Genomic DNA, 16989 nt, shown 5'->3' on the forward strand with positions numbered 1-16989 from the left:
CTGCCGCTGGACCGCGTTGAGCCGCCCCCACGGGTTGGCTATTGGGTCCCGAGAAGTCGGACCACTCCCCATGCTTTGTAGGAGAGATCCGTGAAGAACTTTCGCCGCATCGCCTCAGCATTCGGCCTGGTGCTGAGCTTTCAGCTGCTACTGGCCGACTTCGTCCGGGCCGCCAACCTCGACTGGATCAACGTCGCCGGCGGGGCCGCGGGCGTGCAGAACAACTGGAATCCCGCTCAGGTCCCGGCGGCCATCGACCGGCTCCTGTTCCCGCTCAACAACACCTATACCGTGACGTTCGGCTCCGCGGTGCCCGCGTCGGACGAGCTCGGCCTGCGGGATGGCGTCGTAACGTTCCGATTTCCGACCGCGCACACGGCCACCACGCTGCTCGGTATCGCGCAGACCGGGGACACCGCGAAACTGACGATCGATACTGGATCATTGACCCTGCTTCGGAATCTCTATGTCGCGGCGCCGGCCGGCCACCAGGGAACTCTCACCGTGACCGGTTCCGGCACGAGTGTCACCGCAAGCTCTGCCACCGGCCGGACCTCGTTCGGGGACCAGGGCGCTGGCATCTTCAACATTTTGGACGGAGCTACGGTGACGCTCGCCAACCCACCTGAGTTCGGCATGCTTCCAGGCGGCCAGGGAACGCTGGTGGTCTCGGGCGTGTCATCGACGTCTCCGTTTCCGCGCTCGCGATTCATCGTCAACAACAGCAGCACCGACCCGATGGAGATCGGGACGAACGGCACCGGCCATGCGGGCGTGCTGTTCGGCGCCAAGATGGACGTCACTGGTTCGATGTTCATGGGCCAGAATTTCGGCGGAGTTGGAACCCTTGTCGTGGCTGGTCTGGGCGCATCGGACAGCGCCCGCCTGAATGTCGGGGGCAACCTCCACGTTGCACACAACGAGTTGGCAGGAACCGCAGCCAACTCGGGCCTGTTCTCGGTCCAGAGTGGCGGCGTCGCCGACGTCGCCGGCAGCACCTACCTTTTCGACCCCGATGGCAGCGCCGGTGAACTCGAGATTCGCGAAGGCGCGCGCTTCGAAACCGGCTCGCTGTTCGTGGGCAATCCCGCAACCGAGTTGGACTTTACGGGTGGCTACCTGCAAGTGCGAGGGGGAACGCTCGACTTGAACGGCAATCCGCTGACGATTGGCAGCGCGACCGGAGTCCCGATATTAGAGCTGCACGACAACGCGCAGGCCGTCATCAACAGCCCAACCGCTCCCGCCCTCAACGTGGGAGGCAACGGCTTGGGCGGGCTGTCGGTCCTCTACGGTTCCGATCTCACGGTGCATGACTTCAATGCCATCGTGGGTGACGGCGCGAACAACTTCGGCGATCTGACCATGAAACACGCGGGCAGCTCTCTCATCGTGGACCACGCGTTGCTCGTCGGCCGCGCGGGACAAGGCCAGTTCTCTGCCAGCGACGGAAGCCAGGCCACGGTCCATTCGCTCGGCATCGCCACTCAGCCCGGTAGCGAAGGAAGCGTGAACATCCTTGGCACGGGAACGTCCGTACACGTGACCGACACCTTTGAGCTGGCAGGGTTGTCCTCCGGTGCGAGCAACGCACCCGGAATCGTGCGCGTCTATAACAACGCCGACCTGTGGCTCGACCGCCCGGTAATCTCGGGCAACGTGTGGCCGACCGGCGAACTTTATGTCTCGTCGGACGCCGTGCTGCACCTGGCAGGTTCGCTCATCAATCGCGGAGTGATGGACCTCGACCTCGGCAACACGCTGGGCGGAGTGATCCAGCCGATCGCCGGTGGACAAATCGTCGGCTCCGGACAGGCGCTCTCCTCGATCTTTGCGGTGGCGGATACCACGGGCCGAATCACGCCGGATGGGTTCATGCATTTGGGAAGCGACACGTCTCCGCTGGGATTCCATTTCCTCGGCACTCTCGACGTGCCAGGATTCGTCGTGACCCTGCACGATGCCGATTCGGCAGTGGTCGGAAACGTGCAATTCACGGGGGGGTTGCTGAACGGCCCGCCAGGCGGGATTCACGTGGGTCTCGACAAACGCGTCACGGGCACCGGCAGGATCAGCGGCCCGATCCGGCCGGTCGGGCGAATCCTCTCCACCGGTGCGTCGGGAATCAGTTTCAGGGGCCCGGTGCTCGGTGTAGGGCAGGGCATGAACGGCACGCGCTTCCGTTTCGAACCCGGGAGCAGTTTCGTCGGCTTCGGTCGACTCGAGGCCAGCATTCAGGTGGACTCGGGAGCCGTCATTCTTCCGACCAGCGACGTGACGCTCGGCCGTGCACCGCTCGCCTCCGGCGTCACGATCGACGGCGCGCTCGTGATCGGACCCGGCGTCGAGGTCGACCTGAACGGCACCGACAGCACGCGCGTCAACGGTCTGGTTGCGATGACCCGCGGTTTCATCGAGAACGCGGTCACGAGCCCGCTCTTGATCCGGCCGCTCGGGCGGCTCGCTGGAAACGGCACGCTGGTCGGAACCGCGGTCAACAATGGCACAATCGACCCGGGTCCTTCGGTGAACGACCTTCACTTTGAGCGACTCGTGATGCAATCCAGTAGCCACACGCTGTTCGATGTCGGTAACTTTGCGGCCGGAGAGCGGGACACGATCACCTCCTCGGGCTCCATGACCATCGCGGGAGCGCTTCACCTCAACGCGCTGCCCAACTTCACCCCGGTCGTAGGTGACAGCTTTCAAGTGCTCGCTTACGCGTCGCATACCGGCACCTTCGACCTTCTCACGCTCAATGGTGTCCCGGTGATGAACTCCATGCAGATCGTCTATGGCCCAGCCAGCGCGTGGGTGAAGATCGTCCAGCCGATCGTGGACGTTCCCGAAACACCCGTTGCCTCGTCCGGGCGCGCCTTGCAGTTTTCGAGCCCCGGATCGCCTTCGCGCTCGCTCGCCTTTGCGTTGGAACTGCCGGAAGCGGCGCAGGTGACGATTGAACTCTTCGATGTGCGAGGTCGGCGACTCACGACGCTGCAGGACGGCAGTCTGTCCGCGGGGCAACATCGCTTCGATGCCAATGCGCCGAGCACCGCGGGCGCGGGGCTCTACTTCGCGCGAGCGGTCGTGCGCGGCGGTCATGAAACCGTCGTGCGCACCGTGCGAGCAGTGCGACTGCGCTAGTCGCGAATCTGCTCGGCACCGGCGGTTGCGCTGCGGCCGCCGGTGCCGCGTCGTTTGCCCGGACGCGTCGTGTTCCCGGCGAGCCTTGCGCGGCGCGGGTCGCGGGCCAGAACCGACGGGGGCCGCGGACGATCTCAGTCCGCGGCCCCCCGATGCTCTAGTTGGACGGAAGCTGCACCAGAACGGCACGGCCGGTCTTCATAGCCATCCGCGCCGCGTCATTGAAAGTCTCGCGAATCTCGCGATCGGAGGCGTTCACCTGGAGTGCGAAGTCGAAGGCCGGCTCCACCAAGGACGAGGTAGACTTCTCGGCGCAGGTCACCCGGATCGTCATGGGCGTGAAGATCCCGAAGGTCAGGTTGCCGACCACCATGTTGAGGAACGAGAGCTGCGTCTCGACGACTGCCACGCCGTTCGGGCAGTACGACGCCATCTGCAGCGTCGGAGGGGGCACGAGTCCGAACACCCAGCAGGCCGCCCAGTCCTTCTTGATGACCTGGGTCGACGGCGTCAGCCCCGTCTCGACGCGTGCGGCGTAGCAGCCGCTCATCGTCATCGCGAATGCGAACATCAAGACCGCCATCATCAGTCGTCTCATGACATGCCTCCTCGTGCATCGGCCCAACGGATCCCGGTCGAGGCGATCCGCGCGAAAGGACGAACAGGTCCCGCTCGAACACATTCGAAACCCCCGCCTCTCCTTGCACCACGTCACGCGCACCGAATTCCGGCCTGATCGGCAGCACCATCCAGAATCCGCGCGCGAGCCAGCCTAGCCCTTTCCCGGCGGACCGCTAGGAATTTCACTTCGCCCGCCCGCCGGGACCCGCCAAAGAAGCATGAGTGCCGTCCCATTGAGGTCTTGGACCTGGAGCGACCATCCGCTGGAGCGCCTACCGTTCCTCATCCTCGGCGTCACTTCCGACGAGCACGGCGCGGGCATGCCGCAGCTCGCCTTCGTCAATGCCGAGGACGACTCCCCCGCGATCGAGAATCGATTTTGTGGGCTCATGCGCGGCCCGCGATCCGCCGATATTTGTGTCGCCGGCGGATGCCCAGGCCCGACGAACGCCGAACCACGGGGAGCCATGCGAACTCATGAGTGAGCCGCAGCAAAAATCCCAGTTCGGCTTCGACCTCGACCTGCAGCTCGGGAAGGGCGGCAGCCCCGCCGATTCGTCGACGCCCAGCTTGAGCCCCGCACCTACCGGCTCAGCGTCCAAGATCGATGGGATCATCGTGGTCTGGAGCATGTTTCAGCTTTCCGTGTGGACGCTGGACGCCGTGTGGTTCTACCCGCACCTGCTCGACTACGTGGGCGGTGCACAAGTCGCGAACTGGATCGTGGACCACGTTTGGGTGCGCTTCGTGACCGCGCCGCCACTCGGAATCCTCACGATCCTTTCGGTGTTCTCGCCGATCAACACCCCGCGTCAACGCGCCGCGAGCGAAGAACTGGCGACGCGACTCGGCGCCACAGTAGTCGAGCACCGAAAGCTCGATCCGACCTACGGCATCCCCACCGCACCGGGCTTGCGTATGCCGATCGACCGCTGGTCCATGGAGATCGGCACATGGTCCAAGGACCAGGATGTGCGAACGGTGGCGCGCGTGTTCGTTGACGTACGGACCTCGTTCAGCTTTGCGGCACGCGGTGCGGGCCGGGAGCCCGACGTGTTGCGCGGCCTGCAGCAGTTCGCGATGAAGCAGGCGATGAAGCACGCCGCGGAAGGCGCGGGCGACTCACGCGCGCAGACGGCGGCCGCGACGATGGCCTACCTCGCCGAGCCGCCGATCACGACCGGCAACGACCTGCTCGATCGCTCGATGGTGTTGCGCGCCAATCAACCGGATGCCGCGCGAGCGCTGTTCAGGTCGGGCGGCATGATCTCGGCGCTCCAGGTGCTGAACGCCAAGTCGCAGCTGTGGGACTGGACGTTTTACCCCGGCACTCAGGCGGGACTCGCCGAGATGCAGCTGGCGCTCCCAGGTGCGAAGTGTGACGAAGCGTCGGTGCGCATGGCGGCGGATGTGCTGCGGGCGGCGCTCGAGGCGATGGTGAGTGCGGAGTTGGTCGGCGCGTAGCGGCCAGGTGTGAAGTCGCACGAGGTTGTGCACATCTCCCGACACTTTGTCGCGCTCTCACCGCAACCGAACCACCCGCCGCGTCACCGCCACGCCATCCGCCGCGAGCCGCACGAAGTAGATCCCGGGCGGGACCTCGCGCGCATCGGAATCGCGACCGTCCCAGAGGATTGCGCGCGCTCCAGCTACACCGTTCCCGGCGAGCAGCGTCCGCACGCGCCGCCCGTCGAGCCCGAAGACCTCAAGGGTTGCGGGTCCCGCTCCCGACATTGCCAGCTCAATCCGCACCGCGTCGCGGAACGGATTGGGCGCCGCGCGCAGCGCCAGCCCCGGTGCGACACGCGGTGCAACCCCCACCGCCGACTGCGCCAGCTCGGCCCGGAACCACAACGCGTTCTCCGCCGTGACCTCGACGTGTGGCTGATTCCCTACCGGCACATACAACGCATCGAACGGAGTGTGCGACACCAGATCGGGGTCGCCGAGCACGTCGTAGAACGGGTTGGTGGTGCTGAGCGCGAGGGCGCTGACGGTGGGGATGAAGCAGTGGTTGCCGTGCAACGCGATGATGTCTCCGAAGGGAGCCGTAACCGAATCCATCTGCGCCATCGATGAGCGCCAGCCGCCCGGTGCGCCGTCCCAGGCCGGCGAGCCCGACACCGTGACCTGCCTGGTGGTGGTCGAGAACAAGATGCGGATCCGGCCATCGAAGATCATCTGGCTGGTCTGGTCGCGCAGTGCCCACACGTTGCCGGTCGCTGCGAACAGGAAGTCGCTGTACTCGTAGCGCACCAGCTGATCGCCCGGCAGGAAGCCCTGCGACTGTTGAGCGCCGCTGCCGTTCACGACCGCGACCGTGCGCGGCAGTGCCGGGTAGTCACCCACCGCCGCGAAGTCCGCGAGCATCGTGGCGCGCAACGGGTCGGGTGCCGCAGTCGAAGTGGCGGGCGTGGTGTAGTGCGAGAGCAGCATCTGGCGCGCGGCGGGGCGATTGAGCTGATCGCGCAGCAGTGCGGCGTCGGCCGACTGACCGGCGAAGAAGTCCACCCAGTACTGAATGCCGAGCGGAATGACGGCGCCGCCGTGCGGTGAGTCGAACGCGATCCAGGTGCGCACGCGATGCGGAAGTGCGTTGGCCTCCATGTAGGCGAGCGCGTAGCGCGAGCACAGCCCGCCCATGCTGGCGCCGATCATGCCGAGGGTGGCCGACGGATCGATCGCCGCCTGCACCTGCTGGATCAGCTCTGCGACCACGAACGCATTGCGCTGAATGGGCTCCGTCGAGTCGGTGAAGTTGAGCACCACCGCATCGAAGCCGTCGGCCGCCAGGCTGTCGGCGAGACCCTGCTTGTTCATGAGCGTGTAGAGCTCATCCCAGTTCATCGAGTTGTCGAGATCGAAGCCCTCGACGAGCACCACCGGATTGGTGAGCTGCGTGTGGCCGGGTGCCAGGCGCACGTAGGCATCGGCGGTCGCCGCGATACCCTGGTAGGGAATGCTCGCGGTGATGTGCAGCGTGTCGTCGGGGGTCGGCGATGCGAGGGCCTCGACCGTGAAGGTCGCGCGAGCGATGCGAGTGTCGCCGGCGGCGGTCTGGTAGCGCAGTTCGAGACGCTTGGCGCCGGTGGCTGCGTAGCGAACGCGAACGAGTGCGTCGGGCGTGATCGTGCGCGCGCCGAGTCCGTCGCCGGCGTCAAAGGTGAGTTGCTGCGGAAGTGGCGCGTCGTTCGAGAACCAGAGCGCCGGATCGAGGCGGAAGCTCACGTCAGCCCGATAGGTACGATCGACAAGCGGCGAGAACGCGAATGCCCGGCGAGTCACTGGCGCGGGCGCGGGCGCTGCAGACGTGGCGTTCGCTGCTGCCGGTTCGCTGCGCTCGTAGCGGGCGTCGATCACCGCGAGCGGGATCGCCGCGCGAACCTGCGCCGCGCGCTCGAGGCGCGCGATCTCGGCAGCACCCGGCGTGAACGGCGTCTCGGTCGCGCGCTGCAACTCATCGGCGAGCTGACGCCACGTGGCGAGGTCGATCGCTGCGGCATCGCCGGCACCCGAGAACCGCTCGATGCCCGAGAGCGGCAAGACGCGCTCGTAGCGGACCGTCGAGGCCGTTGCAACCAGCGGCGAGCAAAGCAGACTGACCAGCGCGAGCATCGCGCCGAATCGTGGAGCGAGTCTGATGACGGGTCCCTCGGGGCGAGCGTGCATGCCCGCATGCTACTCGACGACGACCACCCGAGTAGTGCTCTGTTTCGCGCTCTGCGTGAGACGGACCCAGTAGATTCCGGCCTCGCACTCCTTCAGCAAGGCGACGATCTGCGCTTCGCTGAAACGAGTCTTGCGTGATCAGCGACAATTAGAACTCCCGTTGGGAGCGCAACTTGGTGGTCGTCTAAGTTCCCCGTGAGGGGGGACTTGCATGGTCACCGACGGGCAGGTGAGGCGTCTGATGGCGTGCATTCAGAGGGAGAAGTCCCTTTCGGTGGCGGCCGTCTCAAGGATCGTTCACTCCGGCGATCCGCTGCCGCAGGTGACGGCGGTGACCATCGCCGAGGTGAACCTGTCGTCTTACGACGCGCTTCTGGTCGGTGCCTGATGACGCTGAGCGGCGCGCTGAAGACCGAGCTCACGCAGCATCTGAAGGATCTGCACCTGCCGACGATCCGCGAGTGCTACACGGAGCAGGCGGACAAGGCCCCGCAAGGAGGATCTCGCGCACGAGCGCGACCTGCTCGAGCTGACGCGACGCGAAAGCGAGGTGCGCCGGGCAAACCGGATCGCGCGGCTGTTGCGCGAGTCGCGTCTGCCGCTCGAGAAGAACCTCGCGACGTTCGATCGCAAGCGCCTGCCCGCCCGCGTGCTCAAGCGGCTGGCCAGCCACGACGCGATCATCATCGACGACATCGGCTACGTGCAGCAGAACCGCGAGGAGATCGAGGTGCTGTTCGCGCTCCTCGCCGACCGCTACGAGCGCGGCAGCGTGATCCTGACAAGCAACCTGCCGTTCTCGAAGTGGGAGTCGATCTTCAAGGACCCGATGACGACGGCGGCCGCGATCGACCGGCTGGTCCATCACAGCGTCATCCTTGAACTGAATCTGGCCAGCTACCGCTTGGAGGCATCGAAGAAGGGCAAGGAGAACAAGAGCTGACGCTCAAACGACGGTAGAAATAGTTGTCGCCAGCCGGAAGGAATGGTTGTCGCCGATCAGAGAGCGAATCGGTGCAGGAGCGAGCGGTTGTACTGCCAGAATCCGTTGGGCTCTCGCACTCCCACATAGGGCAGCACCGCGGCGATCGCGTGCACGAGCACGAGGCACTGGACGAACGCGCGCACCTGAAGCGACTGGTTCCAGTGCGGCCACTGAAGAGCGAAGGCGACGAGGCCGGCGAGTGAGAGTACGAACAGCAGCGGCGCGACACCTCGCGAAGGCGCACCGGCATCACTTCGGCGCCGCTCGCTCCACAGCTCGATCGCCGCGAAGAGCGGCAGGCCGAGCATCGCCGCGAAAGCCGCCGCCATCCAGCCGGGATGCTGGCCATTCCAGAGGATGATCGCCACGAAGAACGCGGCGCAGGCCCACGCGCTCGCGAGCGCAATCGGGAAGCGACGGATAGCCGCGGCGGCGGCGGTTCCCACGGTATCGATCGAAGCCAGGGGCATGGGCGGGAATATCGACGCTTCGCCGGCGCGGCCGCAGTGCAAAGGGGCGAGAGGTTCGGCGGGAGAGCCGGGTTCCTACTCTTCCGCAAACAGATACTCCAGCGATTCCCGGTCCAGTCTGCGCGCAAAGCCGTCTTCGCCGAGCAGACTGCTCGCGAGTTCGGCCTTGCGCTGTTGCAGCTCCCAGATTTTCTCCTCGATCGTTCCTTGCATGAGCAACCGATAGGCGATGACGGTGCGATCCTGGCCGATCCGATGCGTGCGATCGATGGCCTGCGCTTCGACTGCCGGATTCCACCACGGGTCCAACAGCACTACGTAGGACGCGGCGGTCAGGTTTAGCCCGGTCCCTCCTGCCCGCAGTGAGATCAGAAACACGCACGGCGCCCGGTCGTTCTCGAACGCACCCACGACGCGCCCGCGATCAGTCGTACTTCCGGTGAGCAGGTGGTGCGGAATGCGGTGCGTGCGCATCTCCGCACGCACCAGCTCGAGAGCCTTTACAAACTGGGAGAACAGCAGCACTTTGTGTCCCTCGGCGAGCAGCGGCTCCAGGAGTTCGAAGAGCGCCTCGAACTTGCCGGAGCCGACCGAGCGCGTGGCCCCTGCGAGTTGCGGGTGGCAGCAGATCTGCCGGAGCCGCGTAAGCGCTGCGAGAATCTGAATCTTGTGCTGCTTGACTCCCCCCTCATCCGCCAGCGACATGACCTCGCGCCGCGCGCGAGCCAGCTCGGCCAGGTAGTACTTCCGCTGGGCGGGCAACATCTCGCAGCTCCGAAGCTCCTCGATGCGCTCCGGCAATTCCGGCGCGACTTCCTTCTTGAGTCGGCGCAGCAGCATGGGCCGAAGCTTGGCGGCCAGCAGGCGACGCGCATGGGGCGGCGCGTCGGCGCGATCAAAGCGACGCGAGAACTCCGCGCGGGTCCCAAGGTAGCCGGGATTCGCGAACGACACGATGCTCCACAGGTCGAGCGCGCGGTTCTCGATCGGCGTGCCCGTGAGCGCCAGCCGATGCGTGGCCTGAAGCTGCTTCACCGCTCGCGCGATGTCAGAGTCGGGGTTCTTCACGTGCTGCGCTTCGTCGAGAATCCCTGCGAGCAGCGGAATCGTCCGCCAGGATTCGATGTCGCGCCGCAGCAGCGCATAGTTGGTGATGACCAGGTCGTAGTTCGCAAGCTCGTGAAATCGTCCTTTGCGGTCAGTACCGCGGGTCATCAGCAAGACTCGAAGGTCGGGAGCAAATCGCGCGGCCTCGCGCTCCCAGTTGTGCAGGACCGATGCCGGACACACGACCAGCGTTGGCGCAGCGGGCGTGCCGGCTGCCCGCAAGTGAAGCACCCAGGCGAGCGCCTGAATCGTCTTGCCAAGTCCCATGTCGTCCGCGAGCACAGTGCCGAGCCCAAGCGACGATGCGAACGCCAGGAAGTCGAGCCCACGGCGCTGGTAGGGACGCAGCTCCCCCTGGAAGCCCGGCGGCAACTCACACGTCGGCAACCCCTCGAACGCCGCCACACGTTCACGTAGAGCACGAACCGCGGCGATCGCCTCGGCATCGGCGCCCATCTCCTCCAACGCCGCCAGCGTCTCTTCGCGCGCCTGCGCGAGTTGCCACACCGAGAGCTGTTGCTCGCCCGCCCCCAGCTCGACGCCGAGATCTGCGAGAACCTCACTGACGCGATCGTTCACATCGAGGGTCTCCCGCCGCGTCCACCCGCCGCTCAGCTTGACCCACGGAAGCGCCGACGAGCGAAGCGCCGCAAAATCCTCATCCGTGACGCGCAATCCTTCGGCTTCCCACTCGGCGGAGACGGAGAGCAAGTCGACGCCATGTCGATGCGCATGAACCCGCGGCGTCAACGAGCGATGGCCGCCGAGGAGTCGGTCGATCGCGGAGTTGCCGTACCAGCGAATGTCGCGAGGACGACTTCGCCATGCCTCCTCAAGCGCTGGAACCGTTCGGGAGCCGAGTCGCACCCACCAACCGAGGTGCGGATCGGGCGCCGCCGGCCCGCGCCCACGCGGTGCCGCAGCCGACCCGGGCTTTGCTCCGAGCGATTCGAGCCATCGCATCGCGGGCTCCACGCACTTCTCATCCGGCTCATGAAACCATGGCTCGTCAACCGGCCGGGCACCCGCAGACTCGGAACCGGTTGCCAATGACTCGAGCGTGGGCGCTTCGCCATCCGTTGGGTGAGGCAATGCCTCGACGGGCAGCGATTCGATCGGCAATGCCGTGGCTGCGAGCGAGCGTCGCTCGCTCGGGGTGCTCGGTGCCCGCTCCCACCGCCCGGTCGGCGTGTACTCGAACGACGGAGTCGAGAGATCTGAGGGCGAACCGGGCGTCCACACCGCTTCGCCGCCGTGCGCCAGTAATCGGAGCTGCAGCCAGTCGTCCGGATCGAGTCGCATGAGCACCGTGGGCTGAGCGCGGTGGCGCTGCGTGAGCGTCTGGACGGCCTGACGGGCGGTGGGAATCGCGTCCGCGAGTGCTCGGATCAGAGGCTCGCCGAGCTTGCGATCGAGTCGCAACGGAGTTTCGCCTCGCAACACGTTGATCACCTCGGCGGGAGGCGAGTCCGACACCGGATGCAAGATCCCGCCGGAGAGCACCACTCCCAGCGGTGGCTCCGACTCATGACCACGTTCGGCGAAGTGCAAGACCTCCGTTAGCTTTCGTCGGCGCCCGTCGGGCCACTGCACCTCGAGCCGTATCACTGCTTGATCCCGGTCGAGCTCGAAGCTCGGCACGATACGCACCGGGGTCGGTTCGAAGCGCACCGACTCACCCGGCACGATCTCGCACCGCGTCGCCACCGACTCCGTGATCGCGTCGCTCCAGACGACAGCCGAAGACGGCATGACTTGCAACAGGAAGTCCGCGAGCGCCCCGCGCGGAGAGGCCGACCGGCCTCGCGAGTACCAGGCACCGCCCGACACGTCGTTCATCGCGATCAACGCGTCGAGTAACTCCGCGTGCTCCCGCGTGAGGAGTTCAGAGCGGCGACGAGCCTCCGATTGCAACGTGCGGAGTTGATCCAGTGTGCGCGGATCGTTGCGGAGGCGGGGCGAATTCTGCTGTGCTTGAATCGAGAACTGGATGTCGCCGCGAGCCGTGACGCCGAGGCTCATGACGACTCGAAGACTACGCTCTGCTCGAGCAGCACGCCGACTCGCCCAGTTCCGCAGTGCTTCGTCGAGCACGGGTAGCTGCGATCTCGACTGACGATCCGCGAGGTCCGGCCGCTCACGAAATGGTTCGAGCGCCGGTGGCAGCTCGCCGAGTGTCCATCTCAGGAGTTCGCGCGCCAGCAACCAGGCTTGCAGCTCGGGATCGCGCTCGTCGAAACCGGGAATGAATGCCGGATGCGACGGATCCACGCCGGAGATTCCGGCCTCGAAGAGCATGCGTGACAACACCTGCGCTCGATTTGTGCGGCCGAACGCGCGTCGAAGCTCGGCGAGCGACGCGGAAGGCGGTGGCTCGGCGGGTACGGGCGGAGCAGAAGCTTCGATGCGCTTCGACTTCGGCGCGCGCGACGAGAGCGCGCGGGTGGGTGGTCGAGCCGGAATCGCGGCATCCGCCCCGCCGCGGTCGTCGATCACCGAGAACAGCCGGTCGATTGCGTCCAGCCCGAGCAGGTCCTCGTCGATCAAACCATTCATGAGACTCAGGCCGAGCGCGTAGGCATGCTTGCAGCGTGGTGCGACCGGGCATGAGCACGCGGGAGTCCAGCCGGACTGATGGACGGTCCAGCTCGTGCGGTAGAGCCGCTCGCCTTGAACCGCGGCCAGCACGCGCCCGGGTTCGATCGCGAGTGGCCCCACACGACCCGCGCGATGGTAGCGCCGCCCGCGGTCCTGGATGCCCTGCCGAAAGCGAGTCAGCTCGCGATGAAACGAGTCGAGAAGTTCGTGTGCGATTGAGTCCGCATGGGGTGAACCAAGCTTGGTGGGCACGAGTCGCATGGTGCCGAAACGCATGCGCAGGGTCCAGTGGGTTCTTCGACCAATGACTCCTTCGAGCGCAGCCCCTCACCGCAACTTCACCACCCGCCGCATTGCCGCAGTCCCGCCCGCCACCAGTCGCACGAAGTAGATCCCGGCAGGCGCATCGCGCCCATCAGCATCGCGCCCGTCCCATGACACCGAGCGCTCGCCAGCCGCACCCGGCGAAACGAAGAACGTCCGCACCCTTCGCCCGTCGACGCCGAACACCTCGAGCTCCGCAGGCCCCGCCCCCGCCATCGCGAGATCGATCCGCACCGCGCCGCGAAATGGGTTCGGTGCGGCGCGCAGCGCAAGGCCGCGGACTGCTAATGGGTCTTAACGGGAAGCTTCCGAAGCGCGTCCAGCACCACCTCCATCGCCCGACAGTCATCCTCGTTGTAGTCGAGGATTCGCTGGAGCTCGGCAGGGTCACCGCTCTTCAGCCAAGCTTGGAACCACTCAATACTCGCGGCCCCTGATGGATGCCTGTCGCGCCACGAAAACCCGAGGTGTTTCGCCACTGACTTGATCGAGTAGTCGCGCGTAGGCCAGATCGTGTGTGGTCGGATCGCGCCGTGATAGAGATCAAACGCACGAGGTGTCGACAGGAGCGCCTGCGCCTCGTCGGCGGTGGCGACATCAGGGTAGCGCTCCCCCAGCCCACGCCAAGTCACACGCTCGTACGGCGCATAGTGAACGATCGGCGCGGTGGGCAGCGAGCGGACGAAGTCGACTGCACTGGCGAACGCGCTTCGCTCTTCCGCTCGAGTTGCGTCGGCCGCGTGAAACTCGACGAAACGTTTACCCGCCACGTCCACCACCCAGAATCCGTGGAGGTAGCAGAAATCGAGCATCGGGTCGGTCTCGACGTCGAAGTAGAGGATCGTCTCGCCGAATGGGAGTTCCAACTCCGTGACCGAGTAGGGGTGAGCTGCAGGGTCCAATTGAAGTCGGGCCCGCGCCTGCCATCTCAGTGCCTGCCCCACCCCGATGCCCTTGAGCACTTCAGACTCAGCCGCTGCGATCGCCGTGAGGTCAGCCGCGGCGAAGGCGCGAATGTTTGGAAAGCGCCTGCCGAGCCTGTCGCGCCGGCTACGGCCGACTTCAGGAATGAGCGAAAGATCGCCCACTTCCTCGGCCTTACGAGAACAAGCGGACATCCAGTGACACATCTTGCAGTCGCCACAAAGTGCCGGGGTCGTCTTCTCGACTCCATTGGCAATTCCGCGAGCGAGCTCGAGATGACTCTGGTACGCGTCCCACCATGTCCCCGGAGTCTTCGGGCTCTGCTGCAGCTCGAAGTCGTACGAGACTTCGCGTGACTCGACGTCCCAAACGAATGCCCGCCGTGCAACGGACCAGCCCAGCCGTTCCAGGAGGTCGGTGTAGAGCCCAAGCTGAACGGCGTAGTGAAGCTTGAGCCGGCCTCCATCGCCCTCATCACCGCCCTCCAAGCCCCGCCCGCTCTTGATGTCGCCCGCGATGTAGCGATCGCCCTCTCGACGAAGCAGATCTGGTTCGCCCAAGAGGTCGTCTGACTCCAGCCGCCCGCCGATGATGAGAGGCACGCCTTCGCGCATGGCCGTGAGCGTCGCGCGAACCCGAGCCTCGTCATTGCCAGCTCGCAGGTTCAGCGGCTCAGGACGAAGCGCCTCGACTACTGATGACTCAAAGGCGCTGCCGCGCTCCCAGAGCAATTCGACGAATGCGTTCGGCGGATCCTTCTCGATGGGGTCCGAGAACATGTCGCGTTCAACCCGATGAGGGCAGAGGACCAGGTTGTAGAGCAACGAGGCCGTGATTCGATGCTGCATGTCGCTCAGTCGCTGCTTCCTTCCCGCAATTCCTTCAGCGTTCGACCGTCGGTCGTCATCCATGCATCGAGTCCGTTCCACGAGCAGCCGAGTAACACGCCAGCAGCTGTGGACGGCGAAGAGAAAACGTAATCCGTCGAAAGGACCCACTTTTCGCCGCGGGCTTGAAGCGCTCCATTTCGAAGCAGCTCATCGCGAAGCTCGATTAGAGATGCTGGACAGGACGGCGCCACATCGCTGGTGGCTCCGGAGTCGGCGAACACAACGAAACCGCTCGCCGTCTCCGCACCTTCGGCCTGAATCCCGCGTCCCTTCAAGAACAGCCGCTGCGCTTTCGCAACCTTGGGAGCGCCGACCTCAATCTGGGTGTACCCAATCGCAGGCAAGCAGAGCCGGACGTCATCGAGGAACGCCTCGACTTCGGCGACCTCCGCTTCCGACATCGATGGGGGCTGCGGCGTATTGCCGTTCTCCAGCTCGCAGCGCTTCGCCTTGTCCGCGAGTTGCACGAGCCGCGCTTCGAGCATCTGCACCTGCGCCTTGTTGAGCGGGTCGCCCTTGCTGGTGAAGACGACAGCGTGCGTCCAGAAATCCTTCGCACGCGCGTGACTCTCGAGCCTCGGCCTCACGGGGTCGCCTTCGCCGATGTACAGCCGGCTCATCGGGCCGCGCTCCGATTCGCCGACTAGCAGGTAGACGCCGGCGCGATCCAGTTCTGCGCGGGCCTTGGCCTCCGAGAAAAGCGCTCGCGGAACCACGAGACCGTGCCCGGTCCAGTTGGTCTTTTCGACGATGCGCAGCCCCGCAGGATCACCGCTCGGCAGGAAGATTCGGAGCGAGAACGCTCTACTCACAGTTGCTCCCCCCGCATCGTTTGCATGGTTCGTATCCGGCTGCGACCGCGACGGCCCGCTTCATGGGCCGTCGGCTCTGCCGTAGGTACCCGCACTCGGACTGATGGTACTTGGCGCCGGTTCTTGTCACCCAGACGGTGCACTCTTTGGTGGCGAGTCGCGTCGGAGCCATGAAGTTGGAAGGCGAGCGAGACGCGAATGGAGTCGATGTGACTCCGACGAGCGAGCCGATCAGCAGGCAGGCAATCAGCAGCCCTCTCATGGGGGCTTCCTCGCGTGTGGGTCGCGTGGCGACGGGCGTGGATCCGCGCGTCCGTCCAGCAAGTAACTCGCCACGAAGTCGCCGTCGAAGTGCGCGGGGCATGGCACCCTGAGAAGTTCGCCACGACGATCTCGCAATGAGTTATCGGCGATCACTCGCGGCGGCGGCACTTCTTTCCGTAAGGCGCAGGCAACACTTTCGCGGGGGCCCGCCTGCAGCCGCTAGCCCCTGAACCGCTCCGCCAGGTGCCACTCCAGCCACTCCGCGTTCGGCTGCTCGTGAAGCGCGGCGGGCAGCCGGATCTCCTGGTCATGCAGCGGGTAGTAGCTACGCCCGTTCGAATAGTCGCTCCGCAGCCGATCGCTCACCACGAAGCGATAGTCGGGCGTCACGCCGACGTAGCCCTTGTCGAAGAGTCGGTGTATGTCGCTGCGAAGCAGCAGACCGTTCGCGACCTCGTGCGCGCCTCCGTCGCCGTAGGGCCGAATGTGCGCGGCCTCGAGCGCGGGCAGCGAATGCTCCCCCGTGACCGCGCATGCACGCTCGTAAGCACCGGTGACCGACAGGCGAAAGATCCCCTGGCCGAGACGCGGGCGAATGAGCACGGGTTCGCCGTATCGATCGGCTGGCGTTTGCTGCTGGCGTTCGCGATCGGCGATGTGTCCATGCCGAGCGCCAGCCGCGAGGCATTCCGCCCAAACGCGAGCGCCTTCGCCCGATTCGAGGTCGTATGACTTCCCCTGCACGGCATTCTCGGGCCAGCCCTCGGGCGGGCGGATCCACGAGTCGCGCGGCAGGAAGACTGGCTGCGCCAGCATGAGGCAGCCGATGTCGTAGTCGCCCGCGTTAGCGGTTGAGCCGCCGCGATCGCGGCGCAGACTTTCAATGCGCGCCCGCATGTCGGCGAAGCTCGCGGCGCCGTTCTTCAGCTCGAAGGCGTCCCAGGCGAGCCATGCCGGCAGCACATCGTGTTTGGCGAACAGTCCCCAGCCCACGATCCAGCCACCGTGCTGCTTGCGGAGCTTGAAGATCGCGGGCATGCCTGGCTTGAGCTGCTGAGGCGTGCGCGTGTCGCTCGGCCGCCAGAAGTTGACCTCGTCGAGGTCGGGCTGGCGACTGAGGAACTGGAACCAGTCGTGGTCGGTGACGAGGATGACGCCGCGCATTGTGCCTGGAAGCCTAG

The 16989-nt window shown here is 65.7% G+C and carries 12 protein-coding genes and 1 pseudogene; 4 read left to right on the forward strand and 9 right to left on the reverse strand.

What is annotated here, in order from left to right; all coding sequences use genetic code 11:
- Positions 1-90: 90 nt before the first annotated feature.
- The gene (locus tag HOP12_01000) at positions 91-3144 is read left to right on the forward strand and encodes a hypothetical protein (GenBank protein ID NOT32725.1); all 3054 of its coding nucleotides are present in this window, start codon (positions 91-93) and stop codon (positions 3142-3144) included.
- A 157-nt stretch (positions 3145-3301) separates the two neighbouring features.
- Here HOP12_01000 and HOP12_01005 read toward each other — a convergent pair whose 3' ends face one another.
- Together HOP12_01005 and HOP12_01010 are read right to left on the reverse strand one after the other, a co-directional pair.
- Entirely contained in the window at positions 3302-3742 is a 441-nt protein-coding gene (locus HOP12_01005) for a hypothetical protein (GenBank protein ID NOT32726.1), read from the reverse strand.
- Positions 3743-4037: 295 nt separating this feature from the next.
- Positions 4038-4397: a hypothetical protein gene (locus HOP12_01010; protein ID NOT32727.1), complete on the reverse strand. Its 360-nt coding sequence runs from the start codon at positions 4395-4397 to the stop codon at positions 4038-4040.
- Between HOP12_01010 and HOP12_01015 the strand changes: the two genes are divergently transcribed.
- Positions 4396-5229: a hypothetical protein gene (locus HOP12_01015; GenBank protein NOT32728.1), complete on the forward strand. Its 834-nt coding sequence runs from the start codon at positions 4396-4398 to the stop codon at positions 5227-5229. The genes HOP12_01010 and HOP12_01015 overlap by 2 nt on opposite strands.
- A 57-nt stretch (positions 5230-5286) precedes the next feature.
- Here HOP12_01015 and HOP12_01020 read toward each other — a convergent pair whose 3' ends face one another.
- A complete protein-coding gene (locus HOP12_01020; GenBank protein NOT32729.1) occupies positions 5287-7434 on the reverse strand; it encodes a hypothetical protein in 2148 nt (715 codons plus the stop codon).
- 211 nt (positions 7435-7645) lie between these two features.
- Here HOP12_01020 and HOP12_01025 point away from each other — a divergent pair, with 211 nt between their 5' ends.
- Both HOP12_01025 and HOP12_01030 read left to right on the forward strand, forming a co-directional pair.
- Positions 7646-7822 (forward strand): hypothetical protein, encoded by a 177-nt coding sequence (locus tag HOP12_01025; GenBank protein ID NOT32730.1) that lies wholly within the window; start codon positions 7646-7648, stop codon positions 7820-7822.
- Positions 7822-8377, forward strand: a pseudogene (locus HOP12_01030) (ATP-binding protein). Before HOP12_01025 ends, HOP12_01030 begins: the two are co-directional and overlap by 1 nt.
- A gap of 56 nt (positions 8378-8433) precedes the next feature.
- Here HOP12_01030 and HOP12_01035 read toward each other — a convergent pair.
- The 6 genes from HOP12_01035 to HOP12_01060 all read right to left on the reverse strand — a co-directional run bounded on the left by HOP12_01035 (position 8434) and on the right by HOP12_01060 (position 16972).
- Positions 8434-8889, reverse strand: a complete 456-nt coding sequence (locus HOP12_01035; GenBank protein NOT32731.1) for a hypothetical protein — start codon at positions 8887-8889, stop codon at positions 8434-8436.
- Between the two features lie 75 nt (positions 8890-8964).
- Entirely contained in the window at positions 8965-12870 is a 3906-nt protein-coding gene (locus HOP12_01040) for a DEAD/DEAH box helicase (GenBank protein NOT32732.1), read from the reverse strand.
- A gap of 51 nt (positions 12871-12921) precedes the next feature.
- Positions 12922-13152 (reverse strand): T9SS type A sorting domain-containing protein, encoded by a 231-nt coding sequence (locus HOP12_01045; GenBank protein NOT32733.1) that lies wholly within the window; start codon positions 13150-13152, stop codon positions 12922-12924.
- A gap of 50 nt (positions 13153-13202) precedes the next feature.
- Positions 13203-14753: a TM0106 family RecB-like putative nuclease gene (locus tag HOP12_01050; protein NOT32734.1), complete on the reverse strand. Its 1551-nt coding sequence runs from the start codon at positions 14751-14753 to the stop codon at positions 13203-13205.
- Positions 14696-15544, reverse strand: coding sequence for a GIY-YIG nuclease family protein (locus tag HOP12_01055; GenBank protein NOT32735.1), 849 nt, complete (start codon positions 15542-15544; stop codon positions 14696-14698). Before HOP12_01055 ends, HOP12_01050 begins: the two co-directional genes overlap by 58 nt.
- A gap of 483 nt (positions 15545-16027) precedes the next feature.
- Complete coding sequence (locus HOP12_01060) at positions 16028-16972, reverse strand: HNH endonuclease (protein NOT32736.1); 945 nt, start codon at positions 16970-16972, stop codon at positions 16028-16030.
- Positions 16973-16989: the final 17 nt, after the last annotated feature.

It is taken from the genome of Candidatus Eisenbacteria bacterium (assembly GCA_013140805.1).
GTDB lineage: Bacteria > Eisenbacteria > RBG-16-71-46 > RBG-16-71-46 > RBG-16-71-46 > JABFRW01.

What these genes read in the sequence shown, in the direction of transcription:
- HOP12_01005 (NOT32726.1), bottom strand. Translation starts at nt 3,742, where the DNA reads ATGAGACGACTGATGATGGCGGTCTTGATGTTCGCATTCGCGATGACG.
- HOP12_01015 (NOT32728.1), top strand. Translation starts at nt 4,396, where the DNA reads ATGTTTCAGCTTTCCGTGTGGACGCTGGACGCCGTGTGGTTCTACCCG.
- HOP12_01010 (NOT32727.1), bottom strand. Translation starts at nt 4,397, where the DNA reads ATGCTCCAGACCACGATGATCCCATCGATCTTGGACGCTGAGCCGGTA.
- HOP12_01020 (NOT32729.1), bottom strand. Translation starts at nt 7,434, where the DNA reads ATGCACGCTCGCCCCGAGGGACCCGTCATCAGACTCGCTCCACGATTC.
- HOP12_01025 (NOT32730.1), top strand. Translation starts at nt 7,646, where the DNA reads ATGGTCACCGACGGGCAGGTGAGGCGTCTGATGGCGTGCATTCAGAGG.
- HOP12_01035 (NOT32731.1), bottom strand. Translation starts at nt 8,889, where the DNA reads ATGCCCCTGGCTTCGATCGATACCGTGGGAACCGCCGCCGCCGCGGCT.
- HOP12_01040 (NOT32732.1), bottom strand. Translation starts at nt 12,870, where the DNA reads ATGCGTTTCGGCACCATGCGACTCGTGCCCACCAAGCTTGGTTCACCC.
- HOP12_01050 (NOT32734.1), bottom strand. Translation starts at nt 14,753, where the DNA reads ATGGATGACGACCGACGGTCGAACGCTGAAGGAATTGCGGGAAGGAAG.
- HOP12_01060 (NOT32736.1), bottom strand. Translation starts at nt 16,972, where the DNA reads ATGCGCGGCGTCATCCTCGTCACCGACCACGACTGGTTCCAGTTCCTC.